Source organism: Sphingobium limneticum (genome assembly GCF_008710165.1).
GTDB lineage: Bacteria > Pseudomonadota > Alphaproteobacteria > Sphingomonadales > Sphingomonadaceae > Sphingobium > Sphingobium limneticum.
Genome location: NZ_VYQA01000006.1, coordinates 47,969 through 70,515 on the forward strand (window position 1 = coordinate 47,969; position 22,547 = coordinate 70,515).

18 protein-coding genes are annotated in these 22,547 nt (G+C 65.2%); 8 read left to right on the plus strand and 10 right to left on the minus strand.

The window, feature by feature from the left end; all coding sequences use genetic code 11:
- Nucleotides 1-108 precede the first annotated feature (108 nt).
- Nucleotides 109-4,788, plus strand: coding sequence for an NAD-glutamate dehydrogenase (locus F4U95_RS09580; RefSeq protein WP_150425508.1), 4,680 nt, complete (start codon nucleotides 109-111; stop codon nucleotides 4,786-4,788).
- A 177-nt stretch (nucleotides 4,789-4,965) separates the two neighbouring features.
- On the opposite strand, the gene F4U95_RS09585 is transcribed toward F4U95_RS09580, so the two are convergent.
- Nucleotides 4,966-5,949: an MlaA family lipoprotein gene (locus tag F4U95_RS09585; protein ID WP_150425509.1), complete on the minus strand. Its 984-nt coding sequence runs from the start codon at nucleotides 5,947-5,949 to the stop codon at nucleotides 4,966-4,968.
- Nucleotides 5,950-6,229: 280 nt separating this feature from the next.
- Here F4U95_RS09585 and F4U95_RS09590 point away from each other — a divergent pair, with 280 nt between their 5' ends.
- The 4 genes from F4U95_RS09590 to F4U95_RS09605 all read left to right on the plus strand — a co-directional run bounded on the left by F4U95_RS09590 (nucleotide 6,230) and on the right by F4U95_RS09605 (nucleotide 9,301).
- Entirely contained in the window at nucleotides 6,230-6,874 is a 645-nt protein-coding gene (locus F4U95_RS09590; RefSeq protein WP_150425510.1) for a PepSY-associated TM helix domain-containing protein, read from the plus strand.
- Nucleotides 6,875-6,892: 18 nt separating this feature from the next.
- Complete coding sequence (locus F4U95_RS09595; RefSeq protein ID WP_150425511.1) at nucleotides 6,893-7,426, plus strand: DUF2271 domain-containing protein; 534 nt, start codon at nucleotides 6,893-6,895, stop codon at nucleotides 7,424-7,426.
- Between the two features lie 13 nt (nucleotides 7,427-7,439).
- Entirely contained in the window at nucleotides 7,440-8,327 is an 888-nt protein-coding gene (locus tag F4U95_RS09600) for a DUF4198 domain-containing protein (protein WP_150425512.1), read from the plus strand.
- 110 nt (nucleotides 8,328-8,437) lie between these two features.
- Nucleotides 8,438-9,301: an FAD:protein FMN transferase gene (locus tag F4U95_RS09605; protein ID WP_150425513.1), complete on the plus strand. Its 864-nt coding sequence runs from the start codon at nucleotides 8,438-8,440 to the stop codon at nucleotides 9,299-9,301.
- 418 nt (nucleotides 9,302-9,719) lie between these two features.
- Here F4U95_RS09605 and F4U95_RS09610 read toward each other — a convergent pair whose 3' ends face one another.
- From F4U95_RS09610 to F4U95_RS09645, 8 genes are all read right to left on the minus strand, one after another.
- On the minus strand, nucleotides 9,720-10,403 hold the full coding sequence (locus tag F4U95_RS09610) for a Fe2+-dependent dioxygenase (RefSeq protein ID WP_120250731.1): 684 nt from the start codon (nucleotides 10,401-10,403) through the stop codon (nucleotides 9,720-9,722).
- Between the two features lie 15 nt (nucleotides 10,404-10,418).
- Nucleotides 10,419-11,111: an energy transducer TonB gene (locus F4U95_RS09615; RefSeq protein WP_425505053.1), complete on the minus strand. Its 693-nt coding sequence runs from the start codon at nucleotides 11,109-11,111 to the stop codon at nucleotides 10,419-10,421.
- Between the two features lie 236 nt (nucleotides 11,112-11,347).
- Nucleotides 11,348-13,891, minus strand: a complete 2,544-nt coding sequence (locus F4U95_RS09620; protein ID WP_425505051.1) for a TonB-dependent receptor — start codon at nucleotides 13,889-13,891, stop codon at nucleotides 11,348-11,350.
- An 81-nt stretch (nucleotides 13,892-13,972) separates the two neighbouring features.
- On the minus strand, nucleotides 13,973-14,269 hold the full coding sequence (locus F4U95_RS09625) for a ribbon-helix-helix domain-containing protein (protein WP_120250734.1): 297 nt from the start codon (nucleotides 14,267-14,269) through the stop codon (nucleotides 13,973-13,975).
- A complete protein-coding gene (gene phbB, locus F4U95_RS09630; protein WP_120252153.1) occupies nucleotides 14,269-14,991 on the minus strand; it encodes an acetoacetyl-CoA reductase in 723 nt (240 codons plus the stop codon). The genes F4U95_RS09625 and phbB overlap by 1 nt, the downstream gene beginning before the upstream one ends.
- Before the next feature lie 27 nt (nucleotides 14,992-15,018).
- Nucleotides 15,019-16,017 (minus strand): ferrochelatase, encoded by a 999-nt coding sequence (hemH, locus tag F4U95_RS09635; RefSeq protein WP_150425516.1) that lies wholly within the window; start codon nucleotides 16,015-16,017, stop codon nucleotides 15,019-15,021.
- Nucleotides 16,014-18,281 carry a xanthine dehydrogenase family protein molybdopterin-binding subunit gene (locus F4U95_RS09640; RefSeq protein ID WP_150425517.1) on the minus strand — a complete coding sequence of 756 codons (2,268 nt, stop codon included), beginning with the start codon at nucleotides 18,279-18,281 and terminating at the stop codon, nucleotides 16,014-16,016. Before F4U95_RS09640 ends, hemH begins: the two co-directional genes overlap by 4 nt.
- A 95-nt stretch (nucleotides 18,282-18,376) precedes the next feature.
- Nucleotides 18,377-18,811 carry a CoA-binding protein gene (locus tag F4U95_RS09645; RefSeq protein WP_120252154.1) on the minus strand — a complete coding sequence of 145 codons (435 nt, stop codon included), beginning with the start codon at nucleotides 18,809-18,811 and terminating at the stop codon, nucleotides 18,377-18,379.
- A gap of 211 nt (nucleotides 18,812-19,022) precedes the next feature.
- Between F4U95_RS09645 and F4U95_RS09650 the strand changes: the two genes are divergently transcribed.
- Nucleotides 19,023-19,481 carry a GNAT family N-acetyltransferase gene (locus tag F4U95_RS09650; protein ID WP_150425518.1) on the plus strand — a complete coding sequence of 153 codons (459 nt, stop codon included), beginning with the start codon at nucleotides 19,023-19,025 and terminating at the stop codon, nucleotides 19,479-19,481.
- Here the strand turns inward: F4U95_RS09650 and F4U95_RS09655 are convergent, their stop codons facing one another.
- Nucleotides 19,482-20,267 carry an Mrp/NBP35 family ATP-binding protein gene (locus tag F4U95_RS09655; protein WP_246171560.1) on the minus strand — a complete coding sequence of 262 codons (786 nt, stop codon included), beginning with the start codon at nucleotides 20,265-20,267 and terminating at the stop codon, nucleotides 19,482-19,484.
- Between the two features lie 293 nt (nucleotides 20,268-20,560).
- Here F4U95_RS09655 and hflK point away from each other — a divergent pair, with 293 nt between their 5' ends.
- Together hflK and hflC are read left to right on the plus strand one after the other, a co-directional pair.
- On the plus strand, nucleotides 20,561-21,670 hold the full coding sequence (gene hflK / locus F4U95_RS09660) for an FtsH protease activity modulator HflK (protein ID WP_120250739.1): 1,110 nt from the start codon (nucleotides 20,561-20,563) through the stop codon (nucleotides 21,668-21,670).
- Nucleotides 21,670-22,518, plus strand: coding sequence for a protease modulator HflC (hflC, locus tag F4U95_RS09665; RefSeq protein WP_120250740.1), 849 nt, complete (start codon nucleotides 21,670-21,672; stop codon nucleotides 22,516-22,518). The genes hflK and hflC overlap by 1 nt, the downstream gene beginning before the upstream one ends.
- Nucleotides 22,519-22,547 lie beyond the last annotated feature (29 nt).

A 22,547-nucleotide genomic window follows, 5' to 3' on the forward strand; every position in this document is an offset into this window, starting at 1 on the left:
GGCCGGGCGCATATAGGCGGCCCTAAAGCCGAGGAGTCGCATGGCGGCGATCCAGCGCCTCCTCCGTTATGATCCATGCGGGACGAACCCGTGGCAAGAGGTGAGCGAATGACGGCGCTGGCGGAAGCGAAGAACAAGGAAGTCGACAAGAATATTCGCGAGGCGCTGGAAGGCGCGCTCAGCCGGGGTGCCCTGCCCGGCGAAAGCGAAGGGTTTGACGAGGCCGCGCTGGCTGCCGCCGCCGCATTCCTGGGCCGCACCGCCAATGGCCGGAAGCCTGGCCATGAGGCGATTGCGGTGGAAACGCTGGGCGAAGGCGCCAATGGCCGCTTCATGCGGCTGGCCATCATCAATGATGATATGCCCTTCCTGGTCGATTCCATCGCCAATGCGCTGGCGGCGGCCGACATCACCATCCACCGCCTGCTCCACCCAGTCCTGTTCGTGACGCGCGATGGCGATGGCGCGCTGACCGGCGTGTTCGAAGAGGATGCGTCCGGCGCCCGCCGCGAATCCATGATCTATATCGAAACCGACCGCGCCGATGCGAAGGCGCGCCGGGCGCTCGAAAAATCCTTGCAGGAAACGCTGGCCGACGTGCGCGTCGCGGTCGCCGACTGGCCCAAGATGCAGTCGGCCATGGCCGCCGATGCCGACGCCGTGCCGGATGAGGAAGGCGCCGCCCTGCTGCGCTGGTTCCTGGCCCGCCACTTCACCCAGACGGGGCATGAAATCCTGCACCGCGACGGCAGCAGCAGCGCGCCGCTCGGCATCTGCACCCGCCATGACAAGCCGCTGATCGCGCCCGCCTCGCTGGAGGCCGCCTTCACCTGGTTCGAGGAAGGCAAGCGCACCCCGCTGATCATCAAGTCCAGCCGGATTTCGCGCGTCCATCGCCTGGTGCTGCTCGACCTCATCATCATTCCCGTGCGGGAAGGCAAGACGGTCAAGGCCCTGTCGATCCATGCCGGCATGTGGACCAGCTCCGGCCTGTCGGCGACCCCGGACAAGGTGCCGCTGCTGCGCTCGGCCCTGTCCACGCTGATGGACAAGTTCGGCTTCGATCCGCAGGGTCATGCCGGCAAGACGCTGGCCCATGCGCTGACCGCCCTGCCCCATGACATCACGATCGGCTTCGACCGCGAGACGCTAGAGCGGCTGGCGCTGACCTTCATGTCGCTGACGGATCGGCCGCGCCCCAAGCTGGCGCTCGCCACCAGCGCACTGGCGCGTCACCTCTATGCCTTCGTCTGGCTGCCGCGCGACGAGCTGTCCACCGCCCGCCGCGTGAGCATTCAGGACATGCTGGCGCTCAAGAGCCATGGCACCGTGCTCAGCTGGTCGATCGCGCTGGAGGAAGGCGGCCTGGCGCTGCTGCGCATCACGCTCGACCTGCGCGATGGCGGGGTCGTGCCCGATGACATCGCGCTGGACCGGATGCTCAAGCAGATGGTGCGCGGCTGGATTCCGGCGGTCGAAGAGGCACTGGCCGTCACTGAAGAGCCGGGCCGCGCCGCCGCCATGGCGCAGCGCTATGGCGGCGGCTTCCCGCTCGCCTATCGCAACGGCGCGGGTCCGGAAGAGGCCGCCGTCGACATCCGCCTGATCCATGGCCTGTCGGGGGATGGCGACAAGTCGATCCGCATCTACCGCAACCCGGAAGACAGCGTCGAACGGCTGCGGCTGAAACTCTACAGCCATGTCACCGTCGCCCTGTCCGAAGTCGTCCCCGCCTTCGAGAATTTCGGTTTCCGCGTGATCGAGGAAATGACCACCGCGATCAGCGGCAGCGCGATCGAGGGCGGCACGCTGGGCCATGTCCAGCGCTTCGTGCTGGAATTGCCGGCCGGTGACGATGCGCAGGTCGTGGTCGATCGTGCGGAGGTCGTGACCGAAGCCATCGCCCAGGTGCTGGAAGGCGTGGCGGAAAATGACCGGCTGAACGAACTGATCGTCACCGCCGGTCTTGCGCCGCGATCGGTCGTGCTGTTCCGCGCCCTCTATCGCTATCTGCGTCAGGCGGGCGTCGCCTATGGCATGGTGACCTTCGCCGACACGCTGCGCAAGGCGCAGGGCGTCGCCAACAACCTCATCACCCTGTTCGAAGCGCTGCATGATCCCGCCGCGCAGGATGGCGCAGCCGACCGTATCGCGCAGGCGCAATCCGAAATCGACGCCGGGCTGGAACAGGTGACGGCGATCGACGAAGATCGCATCCTGCGCCTGCTGCGCGCCGTCATCACCGCGACGCTGCGCACCAATTTCTACGCCCCCGCCGCGCAGGAGGCGATCGCCTTCAAACTGGACAGCGCCTTGGTGCCCGGCCTGCCCGCGCCGCTGCCCTGGCGCGAAATCTGGGTCTATTCCCCGCGTGTCGAGGGCATCCATTTGCGTGCCGGCCCGGTCGCCCGTGGCGGCCTGCGCTGGTCGGATCGTCGCGACGATTTCCGTACCGAAATCCTTGGCCTGATGAAGGCGCAGCGCGTGAAGAACGCCGTCATCGTGCCGACCGGCGCGAAGGGCGGCTTCTATCCAAAGCAACTGCCCAACCCGCAGGCCGATCGCGACGCCTGGATCGCCGAAGGCACCGAAAGCTATCGCATCTTCATCCGATCCCTGCTGTCGATCACCGACAATATCGTGAAGAACAAGGTGACGCATCCGGCCGACGTCGTCGTGCATGATGGCGACGATCCCTATTTCGTCGTCGCGGCGGACAAGGGCACGGCGACCTTCTCCGACGTCGCCAACGCCATCGCGCTGGATCGCGGCTTCTGGCTGGGCGATGCCTTCGCCAGCGGCGGCTCCAACGGCTATGACCACAAGGCGATGGGCATCACCGCGCGCGGCGCATGGATTTCGGTCCAGCGCCACTTCGCCGAAATGGGCGTCGATGTGCAGAGCGAGCCGGTCAGCGTCGTGGGCTGCGGCGATATGTCGGGCGACGTGTTCGGCAACGGCATGCTGCTGTCGAAAGCCATCAAGCTCGTCGCCGCCTTCGACCATCGCCACATCTTCTTCGACCCCACCCCCGATCCTGCGAAAAGCTGGGACGAGCGCAACCGCATGTTCGCCCTGCCCCGCTCCAGCTGGGAAGATTATGACAAGTCGCTCATTTCCAAGGGTGGCGGCGTCTTCTCCCGCGCGCTGAAGCGTATCCCGCTGACGCCCGAAATGCAGGCGATCCTGGACGTGAAGGACAAGGAGATGGAGCCGGCCGCGCTCATTTCCGCAATCCTCAAGGCCCCGGCCGACCTGCTCTGGTTCGGCGGCATCGGCACCTATGTGAAGGCCGCCGCGCAGAGCCATGGCGACGTGGGCGATCCGGCCAATGATCGCCTGCGCGTCAATGCCGAACAGCTGCGCGTCAAGGTGATCGGCGAAGGCGCGAACCTGGGCACGACCCAGGCGGGCCGTATCGCCTTCTCGCTGCATGGCGGGCGGATCAATACCGACTTCATCGACAACAGCGCCGGCGTCGACTGTTCGGATAATGAGGTCAACATCAAGATCGCGCTGAACAAGGAAATGGCGGAAGGCCGCCTGCCCTTCGACAAGCGCAACACGCTGCTGGAAAGCATGACCGACGCGGTGGGCGACATCGTGCTGGAGGATAACCGGCTTCAGGCGCTCGGCCTCTCCATCGCCGAAGCCGGCGGCGCGGCCGACCTTGCCTCCTATGTCCGCCTGATCGAAACGTTCGAGGAAACCGGCCGGCTCGACCGGCAGGTGGAGGGGCTGGCCGCCAACGACCAGTTGCTGCGCCGTGGACAGGATGGTCAGGGCCTCACCCGCCCCGAACTGGCCGTACTGCTCTCGACCGCCAAGCTCGCCTTGCAGGATGCGATCGAACATGGCGATCTTGCCACGGACGAGAGCATGACGGCCGAACTGATGGCCGCCTTCCCCGAAGCCATGCAGAAGAAGGAAGCGGACGCGATCGCCGGCCATGCGCTCAAGAAGGAGATCATCGCCACCAAGGTCGCCAACCGCATCGTCAATCGTCTGGGCCTCATCCACCCGTTCGAACTGGCGGAGGAGGAAGGCTGCTCGCTCGCCGATCTGGCCAGCGCCTTCCTGATCGCGGAACGCCTCTACGATATCGGCACGCTCTGGGCGGATATCGACGCGGCGGATATGTCAGAAGGCGCACGCCTTGCCCTGTTCAGCGACATTGCCAGCGGCATGCGGGCGCAGATCGCCGACATATTGCGCGCCCTGCCTGCCGGCACGCTGCCGGCCGAGGGGCATAAGCGTCTGGCCACAGGCGTCGGCCTGCTGGCCCATCAGGTCGACGATCTGCTGACCAGCGAGGCGCAGCGCCGCACCGCCGCCGTCACCGATCGGCTGATCGGCCTTGGCGCTCCCGAAACGCTGGCGGTGCGTACCGCCGGGCTGTTCAAGCTGGACGGCGCCGTCGGCATCGCCTCGCTCGCGGCGCGGCTGGGCGTGGAGGAAATCGCGCTGACCCGCGCCTTCACCCATCTGGGCGAAGCGGTCGGCATCGATTGGGTCCAATCCGCCGCCGCGCGCATGGAACCGACCGATCCGTGGGAGCGCCTGCTGATTTCCGGCGTCGCCCGCGACATGCAGCAAGTCAGGCTCGACTTCCTGGCGCAGGGCAAGGGCAAGGACGTCGCCACCCATGTCGAAGAGTGGCTGCAGGCCAAGGGCGCCCGCGTCCGCCAGTTCCGCACCCTGGTCCAGCGTGCCAAGGCCGCCGCGACGCCCAATGTCGCGATGCTGGCGGAAATCGCCGGCCAGGCGCGCGGTCTGCTGGGCCGCTGATCGCCCGCACAGCATAAAAAGGGGCGCCATCCCATGCGGATGGCGCCCCTTTTTATGCTTTCACCTTATATCGTAAAGCCATGCGGGATGTTCCCCGGCGAAGGCCGGGGTCCAGTTCAAACCGTGCTACTGGACCCCGGCCTTCGCCGGGGAACGCTACACATAATAGCGTGTCACTTACTGCGGCGTATCCGCTGCCGGCGCATCCTCGACATCATCGCCATAGGCATCGGGCACCACCAGCTTGGGCGCGTCCTTCTTGCCCGGCGTGCGGATATCCTCGCCATAGATGGGCACGAATTTCTCGTCGGACACCCGGCCATGCAATGCCTCGATCTCCGCCTTGCGCTGGCGCAGATACATGGTCTTGTAGACGGTATAGGGGTCGTCTTCCTTGCGGATCGCCGTGATGGTCTCGTCGAACGCGGCGCGCTCGCCCAGCTGGTTCAGGATCGTCGAGGGGATGACATAGGTGGGCTTGTTGAACGGCTTGCCCACGGCAAAGGGCAGGATCATCTTGTCCACCGTGTCGCCGATAATATCGCGCAGCGTCGTCGGCCCCACGATCGGCAGATACATGTACGGCCCCGGCCCGATGCCGTAAAAGCCCAGCGTATTGGCCAGGCCATTGTTGCGATGGGGCAGGTTGAACGGCTTGCGCTTGGCCACGTCGAACAGGCCGACGAAGCCCAGCGTCGAATTGACGCCGAACCGGCCCACCGTCTCGAACGCCTTGCCCGGCTTGAACTGGAGCAGATAGGCGGCGGCCACCACCGGATCCTGCAAATTGGAGAAGAAATTGCGCAGCCCCTTGCGCACCGGGCGCGGCAGGCCCTTATTATAAGCCTTGGCCACCGGCTCCAGCACCGCCTTGTCGACCGATTGCACCGCCTCGAAACTCTTGGCGTTCAACTGCTCCAGCGGATCGCCCTTGGGCGCGCCCTTGTCGCCGGTAACGACGATGTCCTGCGCGGCATCATCCTGCGGCGCGGGCGGCGTGGCGGCGGGCGGTGGCGCAACCTCAGCCGGCACTGCCGGGGCGGTGGACGGGGCAACATCCTGTATCGCGGCAACCTCCGCAGCCACAGCCAGTTGCGGCGCCGCGCTTTGCGCCTGCGCACCCATCATCATCATTCCCGCAGCGACGGCCGGCACCAACATAATATATTCCTAGCAGCGGCCCCGCGCTCTCCCCGCACAGCCCTTCAAAATCCATGACGCCCCGGACATATTTAATCCGTGTTACATCAGGCATACAGCGCGGCTAGAGGTGGTGGCCCGCATCGTCAATAGCAAGACCCGCCCGCCGATCCTCGCGCCGGGGCCGCTCGTCGCAGCATCTTACATTTTGATACAAGATTCTCGATGCGACTCGTTTGCAACTGCGAGTCGTTCTCTTTATGCGTTGAAATCATCTTTCGCAGGACAAGTCCCCTTTCCAATGCACGGAACCGCCCGCATCCAGAAGCCCAGGAAGAAGAGCGCCAAGGCCTTCTGGATGAAGCAGCTGCATACCTGGCACTGGGTCAGCTCGGCGATCAGCCTCATCGGCCTGCTGCTCTTCGCCTTCACCGGCATCACCCTCAATCACGCCGCCGATGTGGAAGCATCGCCGCAGACGATCGAGAAAAGCGCCACCCTGCCCGCCGATCTGCTGAAACAGGTGGCGGCCTACGATGCACCCGATGCCAAAAAGCCCCTGCCTGCCCCGGTCGCGGCCTGGGTGGAAAAATCGGTGGGCCAGTCGGGCCAGGGCGTCGCCGAATGGTCGGCCGACGAAATCTATCTCGCCTTGCCCCGCCCCGGCGGCGACGGCTGGGTGTCGATCGACCGGCATGACGGCAAGGTGAGCAGCGAAAGCACCAGCCGCGGCTGGATCAGCTATCTCAACGATCTGCACAAGGGCCGCAACGCCGGTGGCGCGTGGAAGTGGTTCATCGACATCTTCTCGATCGCCTGCTTCGTCTTTGCGCTCACCGGCCTCGTCCTGCTGCAAATCCATGCCAAGAAACGACCGAGCACCTGGCCTCTGGTCGCCGCCGGCCTCGCCATCCCGGCGATCCTAGCCATCATCTTCATCCACTAACGGGGGATTATTTCGCTCATGCAGATCAGTCATCGCCTGCTGCTGACCGGCACGGCCGCGCTCGGCGTGGCAGGCACGGCCGCCGCACCTGCCACGGCCCAGACGCTCAACGTCAGCGTCAATATTCCGCGCCTGTCGGTCGCCGAATATCATCGCCCCTATGTCGCCATCTGGGTCGAGAAGGAGGGCGCCGCCCCCCGCAGCCTGGCGGTCTGGTATGATTATGACAAGGCCAAGGGCGAAGGCACCAAATGGCTGCGCGACGTGCGCCAGTGGTGGCGCGCATCCGGCCGTGCGCTGACCTTCCCCGTCGATGGCGTCAGCGGCGCGACCCGCGCGCCCGGCGACCAGAAGATCGCCTTCACGGCCGGCAAGGGGCCGCTCGGCACGCTGGCGCCCGGCAATTACACGCTGCTGGTCGAAGCGGCCCGCGAAGTGGGTGGCCGCGAAGTCGTCCGCCTGCCCTTCTCATGGCCGCCAAAGCCCGGCGCCACGGTCCGCGCGGCGGGCAGCAGCGAATTGGGCGCCGTCGCCCTCAGCTTCGGAAAGTAACAGGGGAAAGACCATGAAGGCCAGATTTCTGATCGCGGGCGCACTCGCCGCCCTTTCGCTCGCCACCACGGCGCAGGCCCACCGCCAGTGGATGCTGCCGTCGTCCACCACCCTGTCGGGCAATGACAGCTGGGTGACGGTCGACGCCGCCATTTCCAACGACGTCTTCTATTTCGAACATTTCCCGATGGGCACGGAAAATGTCGTCGTCACCGAACCGGACGGCGCAGCCGGCAAGATCGAAAATGCCGCCAAGGGCCGCTATCGTTCGACCTTCGACGTTCATCTGACCAAGCCCGGCACCTATCGCATCGCCAATGTGTCGACCGGCGTGATGGGCAGCTACACGCTGAACGGCAAGCAGGAACGGCTGCCGCGCGGCACGACGAAGGACAAGCTGGCCAGCGTCATCCCCGCCGGCGCGACCAATGTGCAGACCGCCGAAATGGCGAGCCGGAACGAGATTTTCGTGACGCTGGGCGCACCCAGCACGACCATTTTCAAGCCCACCGGCGTCGGCATCGAGCTGGTTCCCGTCACCCACCCCAACGACCTCGTATCCGGCGAAGCGGCGACCTTCCAGTTCCTGCTGGACGGCAAGCCCGCTGCCGGCCTCAAGATCACGGTCATTCCCGGCGGCATCCGCTACCGCGACGCGCTGGGCCAGATCGATCTGACGGCCGACAAGGATGGCAAGGCAACGATCACCTGGCCGCAGCCCGGCATGTACTGGCTGAACGCCACGCTCGGCGGTGGCCGTGAAGGCGGTCCGGGCGGCGAAGGTGGTCCCGGCGCCAAGGCCGGCGAAGGCACCCCGCCCGCGCCGCGCCCGCAGGCTCCGGCCGGCCCGCCGCAGCGCCGCGCATCCTACATCACCACGCTGGAAGTGCTGGCGCCCTGACACCGCCGACGTCCCACGGCGTCCGTATCGCGATCGCGCCCGGCCTGTCGCCCGACCAATTGGTTGGGCGACAGCAGCCGGGCGCCATCCTTTCGTTTGGCGGGCCGACCATGGGCACCAGCTGGTCGGCGCAGATCGTGGCGCCGCCCGCAGGCTGCGCCGCCGCGATCGAAGCGGTGCTGGCCCGCATCATCGACCAGATGAGCAATTGGGAAGCGGACAGCGCCATCAGCCGCTTCAACCGCGCACCTGTCGGCGAATGGATGCCGCTACCCGCCGACATGCTGACCGTATTGCGCGCCGGGCTGGACATGGCCCGCCTGTCGCACGGCGCCTTCGATCCCGCGATCGGCCGGCTGGTCGATCATTGGGGTTTCGGGCCGAACGCCTTCGCCTCCCCCTATGCCATCGCGGCACCGTGGCGCCGGATAGAGCTGGAGCGCGGCCATGCCCGACGGCTGGCCGATGTGACGCTCGATTTCTCCGGCATCGCCAAGGGTTTTGCCGTCGATGCCGTGGCGGATGCATTGCTCGACATGGGCGTCACGAATTTCCTGATCGAAATCGGCGGCGAACTGCGCGGTGAGGGCATAAAGCCCGACCTCCAGCCCTGGTGGGTGGATGTCGAACCGCCGACCGACCTGCCCGTCCCCACGCTGCGCATTGCGCTCTGCGACCTGGCCGTCGCCACCTCCGGCGACTATCGCCGCTTCCGCATGCAGGACGGCGCCCGCCTGTCCCACAGCATCGACCCCGCAACCGGCCAGCCGATCGCACAGGGGGTCGCGTCGGTGACGGTGCTGCACGCTCAGGCGATGCTGGCCGACGCCTGGGCCACCGCCATCACCGTGATGGGGCCGGATCGCGGCATGCACCTCGCCACCCGCCACGGCCTGCCCGCGCGCCTGGTGATGCGCACGGCAAGCGGCGCGCAGGAATATATGACGCCGGCCATGGCCGCGATGCTGGATTGAGCGCGTTTTAGGGTGGGAAGCGGATGCTCCCAACATTCGTCACCCCGGACTTGATCCGGGGTCCCGCTGCCGTCTCGAAGCCATAGATTGGAAGAAAGCGGGATCCCGGATCAAGCCCGGGATGACGATATCGCGAATATCCGATCCCGCGCCTCCCCCTTCCACAAAACTTCCAAAGTAGGATTTTCTCTGATCTATCCTCACAGATGGACCAGCCCCATCCTTCCCCGCGAAGGCGTGACCTTCCCGTCGCAAAAGCGGCCCAAGCCTGTCGCGCCAACGGCGCAGCACTGGCGCATCTTCGTCACCCATGTGACGCGTCGGTGACGCCGCACGCGCGCTTCGCGAGCGCAAAAGGCCCCAAAAGGCCCTGCCACGGTGTGAACTTCGTTGGAGAATCGGGCCTGTGACCCTGAGATCAGGCGTCGGCCCAGCGGCGCAGCAGGTTGTGATACACGCCGGTCAGCCGGATCACCTCGTCATGGCCCTGCCCCATGGCGGCGGCGACGCCCTGTACGCTGCGATCGAGATCGAACAGCATCTGCCGCGCGCCATCGTCCCGAACCATCGACTGGAGCCAGAAGAAGCTGGCCACGCGCCGCCCGCGCGTTACCGGTTCGACCCGATGGAGCGAGGAAGAAGGATAGAGTACCGCATGCCCCGCCGGCAGCTTCACCTGCTGCACGCCGAAATGCGTCTCGATCGTCAGTTCGCCGCCATCATAGGCGTCCGGCGCCTCCAGAAAGACGGTGATCGACAGGTCGGAACGCACGCGAAAGCCGGTGCCGGCCTGGATGCGCACGGCATTGTCGACATGCACGCCGAAATTCTGCCCCCCGGCATAGCTGTTGAACAGCGGCGGAAAAATCCTGAGCGGCAATGCGGCCGCGATGAACAAGGGCGATCGACCGAGCGCATCCAGCACCATCTGCCCAGCGCGTTTCGCCGCCTCGCTATCCTCGGGCAATTGCAGGTTGCGCTTGGCAAGCGCGGACTGGTGGCCGGATGTGATGTTGCCATCCACCCAGTCGGCCGCATCGATCAGCGCGCGGATAGCAGCGACGCCGTCAGCGTCGATCAGGTCGGGTATGGCAATCAGCATGGAAAAGCGTGTCCGTCAGGCGGCGTCGGTCCGCAGGATGAAAGGAATTTCGACCACGCCCTTGACCCGCACGGCCTGACCGCTGCGCAGGATCGGCTTCCAGCGCCAGCCCTTCACGGCATCGCGCGCGGCATTGTCCAGCCGGGAAGAGCCGCTGCTCTGCGCCACGCTGATGCTTTCGACCGCGCCGTCCAGCCCGACGATCAGGCTGAGTACGACCGTGCCCTGTTCATGCTTGCGGCGGCTTTCGACCGGATAGCGCGGCGGCTTGCCCGCCACCATCTGCGCGCCGAGGTCGCCGCCCTGCACGATGCTGGGCGGGGCCGGCGGCGCGGCGGGCGCCGGTGGCCCCGGCACGGCCACCGTGACCGCGACGGGCGTGGGGGTCGGCACCGGGGTCGGATCGGGCGTCGTCTGTATCGTCTGGACCGGCACGGGTGTTTGCACGATGGGCGGCGGCGCGACCACTGCGGGCTTGGTCGGCGGTGGCGGTGGCGTCTCGGCGGCCGGGGGCGGTGGTGGCGGGGTCAGGTTGACGACCGTCAGCTTTGCCGCCTCCATGCGCTGCACATGGTTACGCACTTGAACGAGCGCGCCGATCGCCAGCGCGTGAAGGGCAAGAATGGCCGCAATGGCAGGAAGATTGGGCCGCGACCGTGCCCCATAGCGAGCGGCGGCTGGGCCGGAGGCGACCGGCGAACGGGACATGGCGGGCGCGGGCGCGATCGCCTGCTCCGAAATGGCATCATAATCGTCGATCGGCAGACTCGCGGCTTGCAGCATGACAGCGCCTCCCTTTCCGCGCCCATAACGCGAAGCCTAATGCGAATCAATTGCGTCCGAGCAATAATCAGCAAAGTTTGGGCGGCCGGCGACCCGATGCAGATTGCAATAATCGCCGCCCACCCCTTATTTTCTCCCCCGCGCAGCTGGGGATTTCAGGATCAGAACTGATAGTTCAGGCTGAACACGGCCGACCGGGTCGGCGCCGGCTGCGCCCAGCTATTGCCGATCGAGTTGCGGACCGTCGTCACATATTTCTCGTTCGTGAAATTCTGGACGTTCACCTGGGCCTTCAGATTGTCCGTGATCGGATAGTTCACCATCAGGCGATGGATGGTGTAGCTCGGCACATGATAGGCGATGTAATTGCCCGCCGTCAGCTGCGCCAGGGTCGGCTGGTTCATCAGGAACTTGCCCTGATAGGTCAGGCCATAACCCAGCTCCAGACCGAAGGCGAAACGATAGGTGGTGAACAGGCTGCCCGAATGTTTCGGCGTGTTGGTAAGGGCATAGCCCGCCGTGGGATCTGGGAAGGCCGCGCTGTTGGCGCAGGTGCCCGCCGCCGTGCTGATCGAACCCGGATTGTCCAGGCAATAGTCCGAAACGCCCTGTTTGATCTTCGACTTGAGATACATGTAATTGGCGGAAATCGTCCAGTTGCTGGTGATATTGCCCGATGCGCCGAAAGATATGCCTTCGACCCGCTGATGACCGTCCGTCGCCTGATCCGGCAGGGTCGGATCGCCCGATACGACCTTGATCTGGTCGCGATCGTTGCGGAATGCGGCCAGCGTCAGCAGCAGCTTCTTGTCGAACAGATCGGCCTTGGCGCCGATCTCGTAATTTTTGGTGGTCTCCGGCTTCGTAAAGCAAGTGCCGCTGCCGCCGGCCGCATTGCTCGCGGTGCAGCTGCCGTCGACCGATGCCTTGGACGGCAGCTTGCTGTTGCCATAGGCGACATAGAGGCTGGTGTCCGGCGTCGGCTTCACCACCGCACCGATGCGGTAGGAGAAGAGAGTCTCGTCCATGTTCGGCAAGCGGGTAACGGCGCCCGGCTGACCCAGCGCCGCGGAACCGGCGGTCGTGTTGTAGGCGAAGGTGCGGCTGAGGCCCTTCACCTTCTCATAGCGCAGGCCGCCGTTGATCTCGAAAAAGTCGCTGAACTTGACCGTGTCGAACAGATAGGCGGCATAGCTGGTCTGTTCACCCACGGCGTGGGTGGCCTGGATGAAGTTGACCGGGCCGACATAATTGTTGCTGCCATAGATGCGCGCCAGACCCGACGTGGCGGCAGGGCCGGTCACGACCTGCCCCGGAGTGGCGATGCTGACCAGCGGCTGGTAGAGGCCCAGGCTGGCGGCGGCATTATAGGTTGCGGTGGCCGTGCCGGCACCGGTCGCCGGCGCGCTGAACGGCGCGGCATAAGGATCGAAACCGTTGGCGGTGCGGCCAAGGCTGCCCTGACGCTGATCATAGCGTTCCCACAGCGCCGATGCACCCAGCACCAGTGTGTGGCCGATGCCGCCGGTATCGAAATCGGCACTCAGATCGACCTGATTATAGGCGGTTTCATTGGTAATGAAGCGCTGATTCCCGCGCCCGCCGATCGGAACATAATAGCCGACCGGGATGGTCAGCGTCTGCCCGGCCGCGGTCGAACCGATGCGCACGGTGCAGGCGCCGCCAGTATCCGGATTGAAACCACCCGCCGTGCCATTGTCCAGGCAGAAGGTGCCGTTGGGCTGGCTGGTGACGGTATCCTGCTTGATATTCTCATAGCGGGTCAGGTTGCGGATCTTCACGCTGTCGCTGAAGGCGTGGCTGAAGATCGCCTGAAGCGACTTGGTCTTGCTGTTCTGATGATCCAGATTGGCATAGCCATAATAGCCCGACCGGTCGAAATCCTTGACGATGCCGCCCAGCGCCGGGAAGTAGCGCATGCCATATTGCGGCATCGCCTTGTCATCCAGATATTCGCCCTGCAGCGTCAGGCTGGTGGGACCATCGATGCCGATGGTGATGGCGGGGGCGATGCCCCAGCGCTCATAATCCTCGACATCGCGGCCCGGCACATCGTTGCGATGATAGACGGCATTCAGGCGCACGGCGATCAGGTCATTGACGCGCGTGTTGCTGTCGATCGTGGCGCGATAATATTGATCGGTGCCAACGCCGGCGTTCAGGACCGTCTGGTCGTCGGCCAGCGGGCGCTTGGTGACGAGGTTGATCGTGCCGGCGACCGATCCACCGCCGTTCATGACCGAGTTGGCGCCGTTGGTGACTTCGACCTGCTCGATATTATAGACTTCGTTGCGATTGAGGAACGCGCCCGAACGGACGCCGTCGATCGTCACGTCGTTCTTGGCATCCTGTCCGCGCAGGATGATGCGGTCGCCATAGCCGAAGCCGCCCTCGCCCGCGCCGAAGGTGATGCCCGGCACGGTGGACAACACGTCGCGCAGCGTGAGCAGATTTTGTTGCTGGATCGTCGCCTTGCCGATCACCGTGATGGTCTGGGGCGTATCGAGCAGCGGGCGGGTATATTTGGGCGATTCCGCCTTCTCCACCTTGACCGTCGATTCATCGATCGCGCTGTCGGTAACGGTCACGCCGCCAAGGCGCGCGCCCTGTTCCCCGCCCTGTGCGCTGGCATTGGCCGCAAAAGCCATGGCGCCGACGCAGCCCAAAGCCAGAAAGGACGTCATATTCCCGGACTTTGACATGATAACAGATCCCCCTTTTGTAGTTGGAGAAGCTGCTATTGAGAGTCCTTCGCAGAGTCAACGCTATTGCGACTGATTATTACCTATGTTGCAAGATTGTTGCAGGAACAGCCAGCTGCGAATGGCGCTGGCCAGATTGGGTGGATGTGGCACGGCAAGCCGCGCCGCATCGATGCGGGCGACCAGGGCGTTGACGGGCAATTGATGTTGGGCAGCCTGGGCACGCAGGGCATCCCAGAAGATCGGTTCCAGACTGATGGCGGTCTGGTGCCCCGCTATGGTCACGCTGCGCTTGACCGGCGGGGAGAAGGGCGACCCTTCCGGCCCATCGGGGCCATGGTCAGGGTCGCCCCGCGTCATCAATACATATGCTGGCCGCCGTTGATCGACAGGGTGCTGCCGGTCACGAAGCCACCATCCTCACTGCAAAGGAACGCCACGCCGCGCGCGATTTCATGCGCCTGGCCCAGACGACCGACGGGAATCTTCGCCACGATCTTTTCCAGCACGGCCGGCGGCACGGCGGCCACCATGTCGGTGTCGATATAGCCGGGCGCGATCGCGTTGACGGTGATGCCCGACCGGGCGCCTTCCTGCGCCAGCGCCTTGGTAAAGCCATGGATGCCGGACTTGGCGGCGGCATAGTTGACCTGGCCATATTGGCCCGCCTGCCCGTTGATCGAACCGATATTGACGATCCGGCCCCAGCCGCGTTCCCGCATGCCACCGAACGTCGCCTTGGCCATGTTGAAACAACCGCCCAGATTGATGCGCATCACCTCGTTCCAGTCGTCGAAGCTCATCTTCGCCAGCACGCCGTCGCGGGTGATGCCGGCATTGTTGACGACGATATCGACCGGGCCGAGCGCTTCGGTCACCTTCGCCACGCCGTCGAGGCAGGCCTGATGATCGCCGACATCCCATTTGAAGGTCGCGATGCCGGTCTTCTCGGTGAAGGCCTTCGCCTTTTCCTCGTTACCCGCATAATTGGCAGCGACGGTGTAGCCCAATTCCTTCAGCGCCAGGCTTATCGCCTCGCCGATGCCACGCGTTCCGCCCGTCACGATCGCTACTCTCGACATCTGCGCATCCTCTTCCTGTAACAAGGGTCAGTCGATCCAACCCGAAAGCTCGCGGCTCATAAGCCTCTGATAGAGAGTGATAGCTTCCGCCGACGCGTTTAGACAGGGCAAATAGGCAAAATTTTCGCCACCCTGGCGCAAAAAAACCTCTTTCGCGCGCAACGCGATTTCCTCTAGGGTTTCAAGGCAATCCGCCGCAAATCCGGGCGTTACGACAGCAATATTTCGGACACCTTCCTGTACCAATTTGGCGAGCGTCGCTTCGGTTTCGGGTTCGAGCCATTTGGCCCGGCCGAAACGCGACTGGAAGCTCATATGGACCGGCAATGTCAGTGCCTCGCGCAGCAGGCGAACCGTCTTGACCGACTGGCAATGATAGGGATCGCCCAGATGCAAGGTGCGTTCGGGCATGCCGTGGAAGCTGGCAAGCAAAGCATCCGGCACGAAGTCCAGCGCGGCGACATTGGCGTCGATGGACGTCTTCAATGCGGCGATATAGGCCGGATCGTCATGATAGGGCGGCAGGGTGCGCACCGCCGGCTGCCAACGCATCGCCGCCAATGCGGCAAAGGCGGCATCGTTGGCCGTCGCCGTGGTCGCGCCGCTATATTGCGGATAGAGCGGCGCGAGCAGGACGCGATCGCAGCCCTGCGCCTTCATCGCGGCCAGCTTTTCGGCGATGGCAGGATTGCCATAACGCATCGCCCAATCGACCACGACATGCGGCATCGCCTGCTGCAACGCCTGCGAAATGGCGCGAGTATGGACGGCCAGCGGCGATCCTTCGGGCGTCCACACCTGTTGATAGGCATGGGCGGACTTCTTTGGCCGGGTGGTCAGGATCACGCCGTGCAGGATCGGTTGCCAGACGATTTTGGGGATTTCCACCACACGCGGATCGGACAGGAATTCCGCCAGATAGCGGCGCACCGATCTGGCATCGGGCGCGTCCGGCGTGCCGAGGTTGATGAGCAGCACGCCGACCTTGGGCGCGGGGATGACGGGATGATCGGCAGGCAGGGTCATGCGGTTCCTACTAAAGGCAGACTGCGCAGGCGCTGACCTGTCCAGGTATAAAGGGCGTTGGCGATGGCGGGGGCGACCAGTGGCGCGGCAAGATCGCTGACGCCGGCCGGCTCTGCGGTACTGCGCATCAGTTCCACCGTGACCTCCCCGATATCCGCCAGGCGCGGCAGGTTCATGCGGCCCAATATGGCGCGGGTCGGCATGCCCTTTTCATAAGGCACCGACGCGCCCATCGCATAGGCAAGGCCATAGATCAGGCCGCTTTCGATCTGCTGCCGGGCGATGTCGGGATTGACCTGATCGCCGGCATCGACCGCCGCGACGATGCGATTGACGCTCAGCGTGTCGCCATTCATCGCCGCCTCCACCATGACCGCGGCATAGGCGCCGTTCATCATATGGGTGGAAAGCCCCTGCCCGCTGCCTGGGATCCCGCCCTGCCAGCCACCCATGGACGCCGCAGTCGACAGGCAATGGGCAAGGCGCGGATTGCCGCCCAGCATCTGAATACGGAAGGACATGGCCTCCATCCCCGCCAGATGGGCCAGCTCGTCGATGAAGCTCTCCGTAAAGAAAGCCCCATGCAGATGCGCATTGCCGCGCACGAAGCCGAGCGGCAGGCCGACATCGGCCGGGAAATGATCGACCGCCCAGTTGGGAATGGCATAGGGCGGCACCATGCCCGCCACCGCCAGCCGCGTGACCGTGTCCGCCGCATCGGCCGCCGCCTCATGCGGCAATTTCCCGTCCGCGATGCGGGACCATGTCTGGGTCATCGCACAGGGCGCGGCCACCTTCGCCGACCAGCCCTCGATCGCGCCGTTGCGGCCCAGCTTTGCGGCCATGCGCGCGTGAGCCGGGGCGCTGGGACGATCCTGAATCACATCCTCCAGCCGCGACCAGAGCAGTTGCACCGGCCGCTTCATCTCCTGCGCCAGCAGCGCCGCCTGCACGCCGACATCCCAGTCCATGGCGCGCCCGAACGAGCCACCGGCATGCAGCGGATAGAGCGTCACCGCCCGTTCCGACAGGCCCAGCGCATCGGCGATCGCCGCACGGGCAAGGCCCGGCGCCTGCGTCGCCATCCAGACTTCGGCGCCATCGTCCGTCACCCGCGCGGTCGCGCAGGGTGGTTCGATCGCCAGATGCAGGCCGGCATCGACCTGATATTCGCTGGCGAGGATGGTCGCGCCTTCGAACACCGGGCCAAGATCGCCCTGCGCATAGAGGCGACGGCCGGCCGATCCTTCAAAGGCGGTTTCCAGCGCCTGCTCGATGCTGCCGCTACTGACCTGTGGTCCGCGCAAGGTGAAGACCGGATCGGCCAGATCCAGCGCCTTGTTGGCCGCCCACCAATTGCTGGCGACCGCCGCAACCCAGCGCTCCCGCCGGATCAGCCGGAGAAAGCCGGTGACGCCGCCAGCGGATTTTTCGTCCACGCCAGCCAGCAACGCGTCGCCGATCGGCCCCTGCCGGATCGAGGCATAGACCATGTCGGGCAGGCGGATGTCGGCAGCGAAATTATGGCTGCCGTCGATCTTCGAAGGCGTGTCGAGCCGCGGCAGATCCTGCCCCGACAGGCGGCCATCCTGCCCCTGTCGATAGGGCAATATGTCGGGCAGGTCGAAACGCGCGGCATCGGCGACGATATCGCCGATCTTCATGCGATGGGCCGCGCCATCGCTGATGATGCCGTCGGCGATATCGCAGCTTTCCCAGGGGATGTTCCAGCGCGCCGCCGCCGCCTTGCACAACAGCACGCGCGCCGCCGCACCGGCATCGCGATAGGCGTCGCGGAACATGGGAATGGAGGTGCCGCCGCCCGTCAGCATCAGCGCGCCGCGCGTCGCATATTGATTGAGCGCCCAGTCGCCCGCCCCGCCCAGCAACCGCGTCCAGTCGCTCGCCAGCCATTCGCGCGCCAGCAGCCTGTTGGCGTACAGCGGACTGACCGGCGCGCTCTGCACCGCGACCGTCCGCCAGTCCGCGCCCAGTTCGTCCGCCAATATCTGCGGCAGGACGGTCGTGACCCCCTGCCCCATTTCGGTCTGCGGCACGACGACGATGATCTGCCCCGACGCGTCGATCTTCAGGAAGGCGTTGACGATGGTTTCGTTCGCGCCGGCATTGAGATTGGGTTGGTAGCTGCGCGGCCAGACGCCCCAGGCGATCAACAGCCCCGCCGCCGCGCCGCCGCCCACCAGCAGGGTGCGGCGATCAATGCCTGTTTTCGTGCCGGATTGCTTCCGCGGGGTGCGCGCCATGCCTGCCTGATAGAGGCGGAAAAGCGTGCTGCCTAGAGCGTTTTCAAGGCAGGTTCACCTGCCGGCTCGGAAAACGCGACAATCCGGCTTACGCGTTATTCCGCAGCGATCGGCGCGACGCCGAAGCGGGGAATGTCGATCGCCGGGCAACGGTCCATCACCACCTGCAACCCCGCCGCCTCTGCGCGGGCGGCGGCAGCTTCGTTGATGACGCCCAGCTGCATCCACACCGCCTTCGCGCCGACCGCGACGGCATCATCCACCGCCTCGCCTGCCGCTTCGCTGCGGCGGAAGATATCGACCAGATCGATGGGCACGCCGATGTCGGACAGGCGGCCCCAGACGAATTCGCCATGCACATGCTCGCCGGCGATCTGCGGATTGACCGGCAGGACGCGATAGCCATGGTCCTGAAGAAATTTCATCACGCCATAGCTGGGCCGGTCCGGGCGATCGGAAATGCCGACCAGCGCGATGGTGCGGGTGCGGCCGAGCAAGGCGGCGATATCCTCCGGGGCTGTAAGCGGCATGATGATCTCCTTTCCTGCTGACATGGTGAAGACGCTGCCGCATGCAAGACGTTCCCATCACCGCGCGAACCGGTTATTCCCGCATGCGATGGGGCTGCCGCTTGTGACCTGTTCCCCGGCGGAGGCCGGGGTCCAGTTCAAAGGGTGGTACTGGACCCCGGCCTCCGCCGGGGAACCGCATCTTCATTGCTTGTTGGGATTAGTCTGCACCATGTTCGCCATCCGCCCCGACGACCTGACCGATCCGCAGACCCGCGCACTGCTGGCACTCCATCTGTCCGGTATGCACGACCATTCCCCGCCCGACGCCGTCTTCGCGCTGGACCTGTCCAGCCTGCAATCGCCCGATATCCGGCTATGGTCGGCCTGGGACGGCGAGCATATCGCAGGGGTCGGCGCGCTGCGGTTGCTGGACGCCGAGCGGGGCGAGATCAAGTCGATGCGCACCCATCCCGACTATCTGCGCCAAGGCGTGGGCACGGCCTTGCTGCTTCATGTCATCGACGCCGCGCAGGCAAACGGCCTGAAACATCTGAGCCTCGAAACCGGACGCGGCACGGCTTTTGGCCCCGCGCTCGCACTTTATCGCCGCCATGGCTTCGTCGATGGCGGGCCGTTCGGTGCCTATCGGGTGAACGGCTTCAGCCAGTTCCTCCACCTGCGCCTATAGTTACGCAGCCGCCTTCAACCAGTCCGCCACCTTTTGCGCGATGGCGCGGAACGCGTCGGCATGGATGCCCTCGCCCGCCGCCGGCGGGTCGCCCGCGTCGGACTGGCGGCGAATGTCGATCGCCAGCGGAATGCGGCCAAGAAACGGCATGGACAGGTCGCCCGCCGCGCTTTCCGCCCCGCCCTGACCGAAGGGATCGGAAATTTCGCCACAATGGGGGCAGGCATAGCCAGCCATATTTTCGACCAGTCCGACCATCGGCACACCGGCCTGCGCAAACAGGCTGACCGCGCGGGTCGCGTCGATCAGCGCCAGATCCTGCGGCGTGGACACGATCACCGCGCCAGCGGGCTTATGCTTCTGCACCATGGTCAACTGGATATCGCCGGTGCCGGGCGGCATATCGACCACCAGCAATTCGGCGTCGCCCCATTCCGCGTCGATCAGCTGCGTCAGCGCATTGCCGACCATCGGCCCGCGCCAGGCCAGCGCCTTGCCCGGCTCCACCAGATGCGCCATCGACAGCATCGGAATGCCGATCGGGCCGGTCACCGGCACCAGCTTCTTGTCGCGCGCAACCGGCTTCTGGTCCTCGCTCCCCATCAGCTTGGCCTGCGACGGGCCATAAATGTCGGCATCGACCAGCCCGACCTTGATCCCCAGCCGATGAAGCGCGACGGCCAGATTGGCCGACAGGGTCGATTTGCCCACCCCGCCCTTGCCCGAAGCCACCGCCAATATGCGCAGCGGCTTGCGCTCTTCTGTCGGCTTGCGTTCCGCCGTCATCGCTATGCGCACGTCGGTGACGTCCGGCACGGTCAGGCCCCCTTCGCGGATCGCGGCGGTCAGGCCGTCGCGCTGCTGCGGCGACAATCCGCCCACGTCCAGGGCCAGGGTCATGACCCCATCCTTGATGCGCGGCGCACTGGCGCGGCCATCGGTCAGAGCGGTCAGACGGGCGGTGAAATCGGCAAGATCGGTCATGACAAAGCCCTGTAGGAAATAATCGCAGCCATTTGCACTGTTTTTCGGAGAAGAGCCTTCCTATAGAAGACAGTATGAGAAGAATATTCGGGTGGATGCCCGCGATCGCAGCGATGGTCCAAGGCCCCTGGGGCGGCAAGAATGACGGCCCGGACGGGGACGGACAGAAAGGCGGCGACGGCGGCCCGCGCAACCCGTGGACCCAGCCGGGCAAGCCGGCTGCCGGCCAGAAGGGGCCGTCCGCGATCGAGGATCTGCTGCGTCGCGGCCGCGAAAGCTTCGGCCAGGGTGGCGGCAATGGCGGTGGCGGCGGCTTTGGCGGCCTGCCGCCCCGCGCCGCCGGCCGGGCCTTGTGGCCTGTCGCGATCGGCCTGGTGGTCATCTTGTGGCTGGTCCTGACCAGCTTCCACCGCGTCGGCCCGCAGGAACGCGGCGTCGTGACCTTCCTCGGCAAATATAGCCGCACGCTGACGCCCGGCATCAGCCTGACCCTGCCCGCCCCGTTCGAGGCGGTGACGACGGTCGATGTCGAGGAAATCCGCACCATCGACATCGGATCGGCCAGCGCCGAAAGCGAAAATCTGGTGCTGACCGGCGACCAGAATATCATCGACCTCGCCTATTCGGTGCGCTGGAACATCCGCAACCCGGAACTCTATCTGTTCCAGCTGTCGGAACCCGACGCCAGCGTGCGTGAAGTCGCCGAAAGCGCCATGCGTTCGGTCCTCGCCAGCGTCAGCCTGGACGATGCACTGGGCGCGGGCCGCACCGCGATCGAGCAGCAGGTCGAACTGCGCATGCAGGAGATATTGGACGGCTATAAATCGGGCATCCGTATTCAGGGCGTCGCGATCAAGCAGGCCGACCCGCCGACCGCCGTCAACGACGCGTTCAAGGCCGTGTCCGCCGCCCAGCAGACCGCGCAGACCTACCTCAACGAAGCGCGCGCCGCCGCCCAGCAGGTGACGGCCAAGGCGCAGGGTGAGGCTGCGGCCTTCGACAAGGTCTATGAACAATATAAGCTGTCGCCCGACGTGACCCGCCGCCGCATGTATTATGAAACCATGGAGGGCGTGCTGTCGAACGTCGACAAGACCATCGTAGAGGGCAATAATGTGACCCCCTATCTGCCATTGCCCGAAATCAAGAAGAGGGCACAGGCCGCCCCGGCGACAGATGCCGCCACCAGCACGGGAGGCCAGTAATGCCCGCTATCCTGCGTCACCCCGTCGCCCTTGCGCTGATCCTGCTCGCGCTGCTGATCCTGATCGGCAGCACCGTGGCGATCGTGCCGGAAACCAAGCAGGGCGTGATCGTCCGCTTCGGCGATCCCAAGGAACTCATCAACCGCTATCGCCCCAATGAAAGCTTCGGCCAGACCGGCGCCGGCATCATCCTGCGCTGGCCGTTCGTCGATCAGATCGTGTGGATCGACAAGCGCGTCCTGTCGGTCGAAATGGAGCGGCAGCAGGTGCTGTCCACCGACCAGTTGCGCCTTCAGGTCGATGCCTTCGCCCGCTATCGCATCGTCGATCCGCTGCGCATGTATATCGCGGCCGGTAGCGAGGACCGCGTATCCGACGCGCTGCGCCCGATCCTTGGCTCTGCGCTTCGCAACGAACTGGGCAAGCGCCCCTTCGCCGCGCTGCTCAGCCCCGAACGCGGTCAGGTGATGCAGAATATCGAAGCGGGCCTCGACCGGGTCGCGCGCCAATATGGCGCAGAGATCGTCGACGTGCGGATCAAGCGCGCCGACCTGCCCGACGGCACGCCGCTGGAAAGCGCCTTCACCCGCATGCGCACCGCGCGCGAGCAGGAGGCGCTCACCATCCGTGCCCAGGGCGCCAAGCAGGCGCAGATCATCCGCGCCGAAGCGGACGCGAACGCCGCGCGCATCTATGCCGAAAGCTTTGGGAAAGACCCGTCCTTCTACGATTTCTATCGCGGGATGCAGAGCTATCGCTATACCTTCGCGCCCGATCGTCCGGGTCAGACCAACATCATCCTGTCGCCGGACAACGAGTTCCTGCGGCAATTTCAGGGACGACGTTAATCTTTCGTCATGATCCCTCCCGGATCATT

Coding starts and splice junctions, on each gene's coding strand:
- F4U95_RS09580 (WP_150425508.1), top strand. CDS start 109: ATGACGGCGCTGGCGGAAGCGAAGAACAAGGAAGTCGACAAGAATATT.
- F4U95_RS09585 (WP_150425509.1), bottom strand. CDS start 5,949: ATGTTGGTGCCGGCCGTCGCTGCGGGAATGATGATGATGGGTGCGCAG.
- F4U95_RS09590 (WP_150425510.1), top strand. CDS start 6,230: ATGCACGGAACCGCCCGCATCCAGAAGCCCAGGAAGAAGAGCGCCAAG.
- F4U95_RS09595 (WP_150425511.1), top strand. CDS start 6,893: ATGCAGATCAGTCATCGCCTGCTGCTGACCGGCACGGCCGCGCTCGGC.
- F4U95_RS09600 (WP_150425512.1), top strand. CDS start 7,440: ATGAAGGCCAGATTTCTGATCGCGGGCGCACTCGCCGCCCTTTCGCTC.
- F4U95_RS09605 (WP_150425513.1), top strand. CDS start 8,438: ATGGGCACCAGCTGGTCGGCGCAGATCGTGGCGCCGCCCGCAGGCTGC.
- F4U95_RS09610 (WP_120250731.1), bottom strand. CDS start 10,403: ATGCTGATTGCCATACCCGACCTGATCGACGCTGACGGCGTCGCTGCT.
- F4U95_RS09615 (WP_425505053.1), bottom strand. CDS start 11,111: ATGTCCCGTTCGCCGGTCGCCTCCGGCCCAGCCGCCGCTCGCTATGGG.
- F4U95_RS09620 (WP_425505051.1), bottom strand. CDS start 13,891: ATGACGTCCTTTCTGGCTTTGGGCTGCGTCGGCGCCATGGCTTTTGCG.
- F4U95_RS09625 (WP_120250734.1), bottom strand. CDS start 14,269: ATGACGCGGGGCGACCCTGACCATGGCCCCGATGGGCCGGAAGGGTCG.
- phbB (WP_120252153.1), bottom strand. CDS start 14,991: ATGTCGAGAGTAGCGATCGTGACGGGCGGAACGCGTGGCATCGGCGAG.
- hemH (WP_150425516.1), bottom strand. CDS start 16,017: ATGACCCTGCCTGCCGATCATCCCGTCATCCCCGCGCCCAAGGTCGGC.
- F4U95_RS09640 (WP_150425517.1), bottom strand. CDS start 18,281: ATGGCGCGCACCCCGCGGAAGCAATCCGGCACGAAAACAGGCATTGAT.
- F4U95_RS09645 (WP_120252154.1), bottom strand. CDS start 18,811: ATGCCGCTTACAGCCCCGGAGGATATCGCCGCCTTGCTCGGCCGCACC.
- F4U95_RS09650 (WP_150425518.1), top strand. CDS start 19,023: ATGTTCGCCATCCGCCCCGACGACCTGACCGATCCGCAGACCCGCGCA.
- F4U95_RS09655 (WP_246171560.1), bottom strand. CDS start 20,267: ATGACGGCGGAACGCAAGCCGACAGAAGAGCGCAAGCCGCTGCGCATA.
- hflK (WP_120250739.1), top strand. CDS start 20,561: ATGCCCGCGATCGCAGCGATGGTCCAAGGCCCCTGGGGCGGCAAGAAT.
- hflC (WP_120250740.1), top strand. CDS start 21,670: ATGCCCGCTATCCTGCGTCACCCCGTCGCCCTTGCGCTGATCCTGCTC.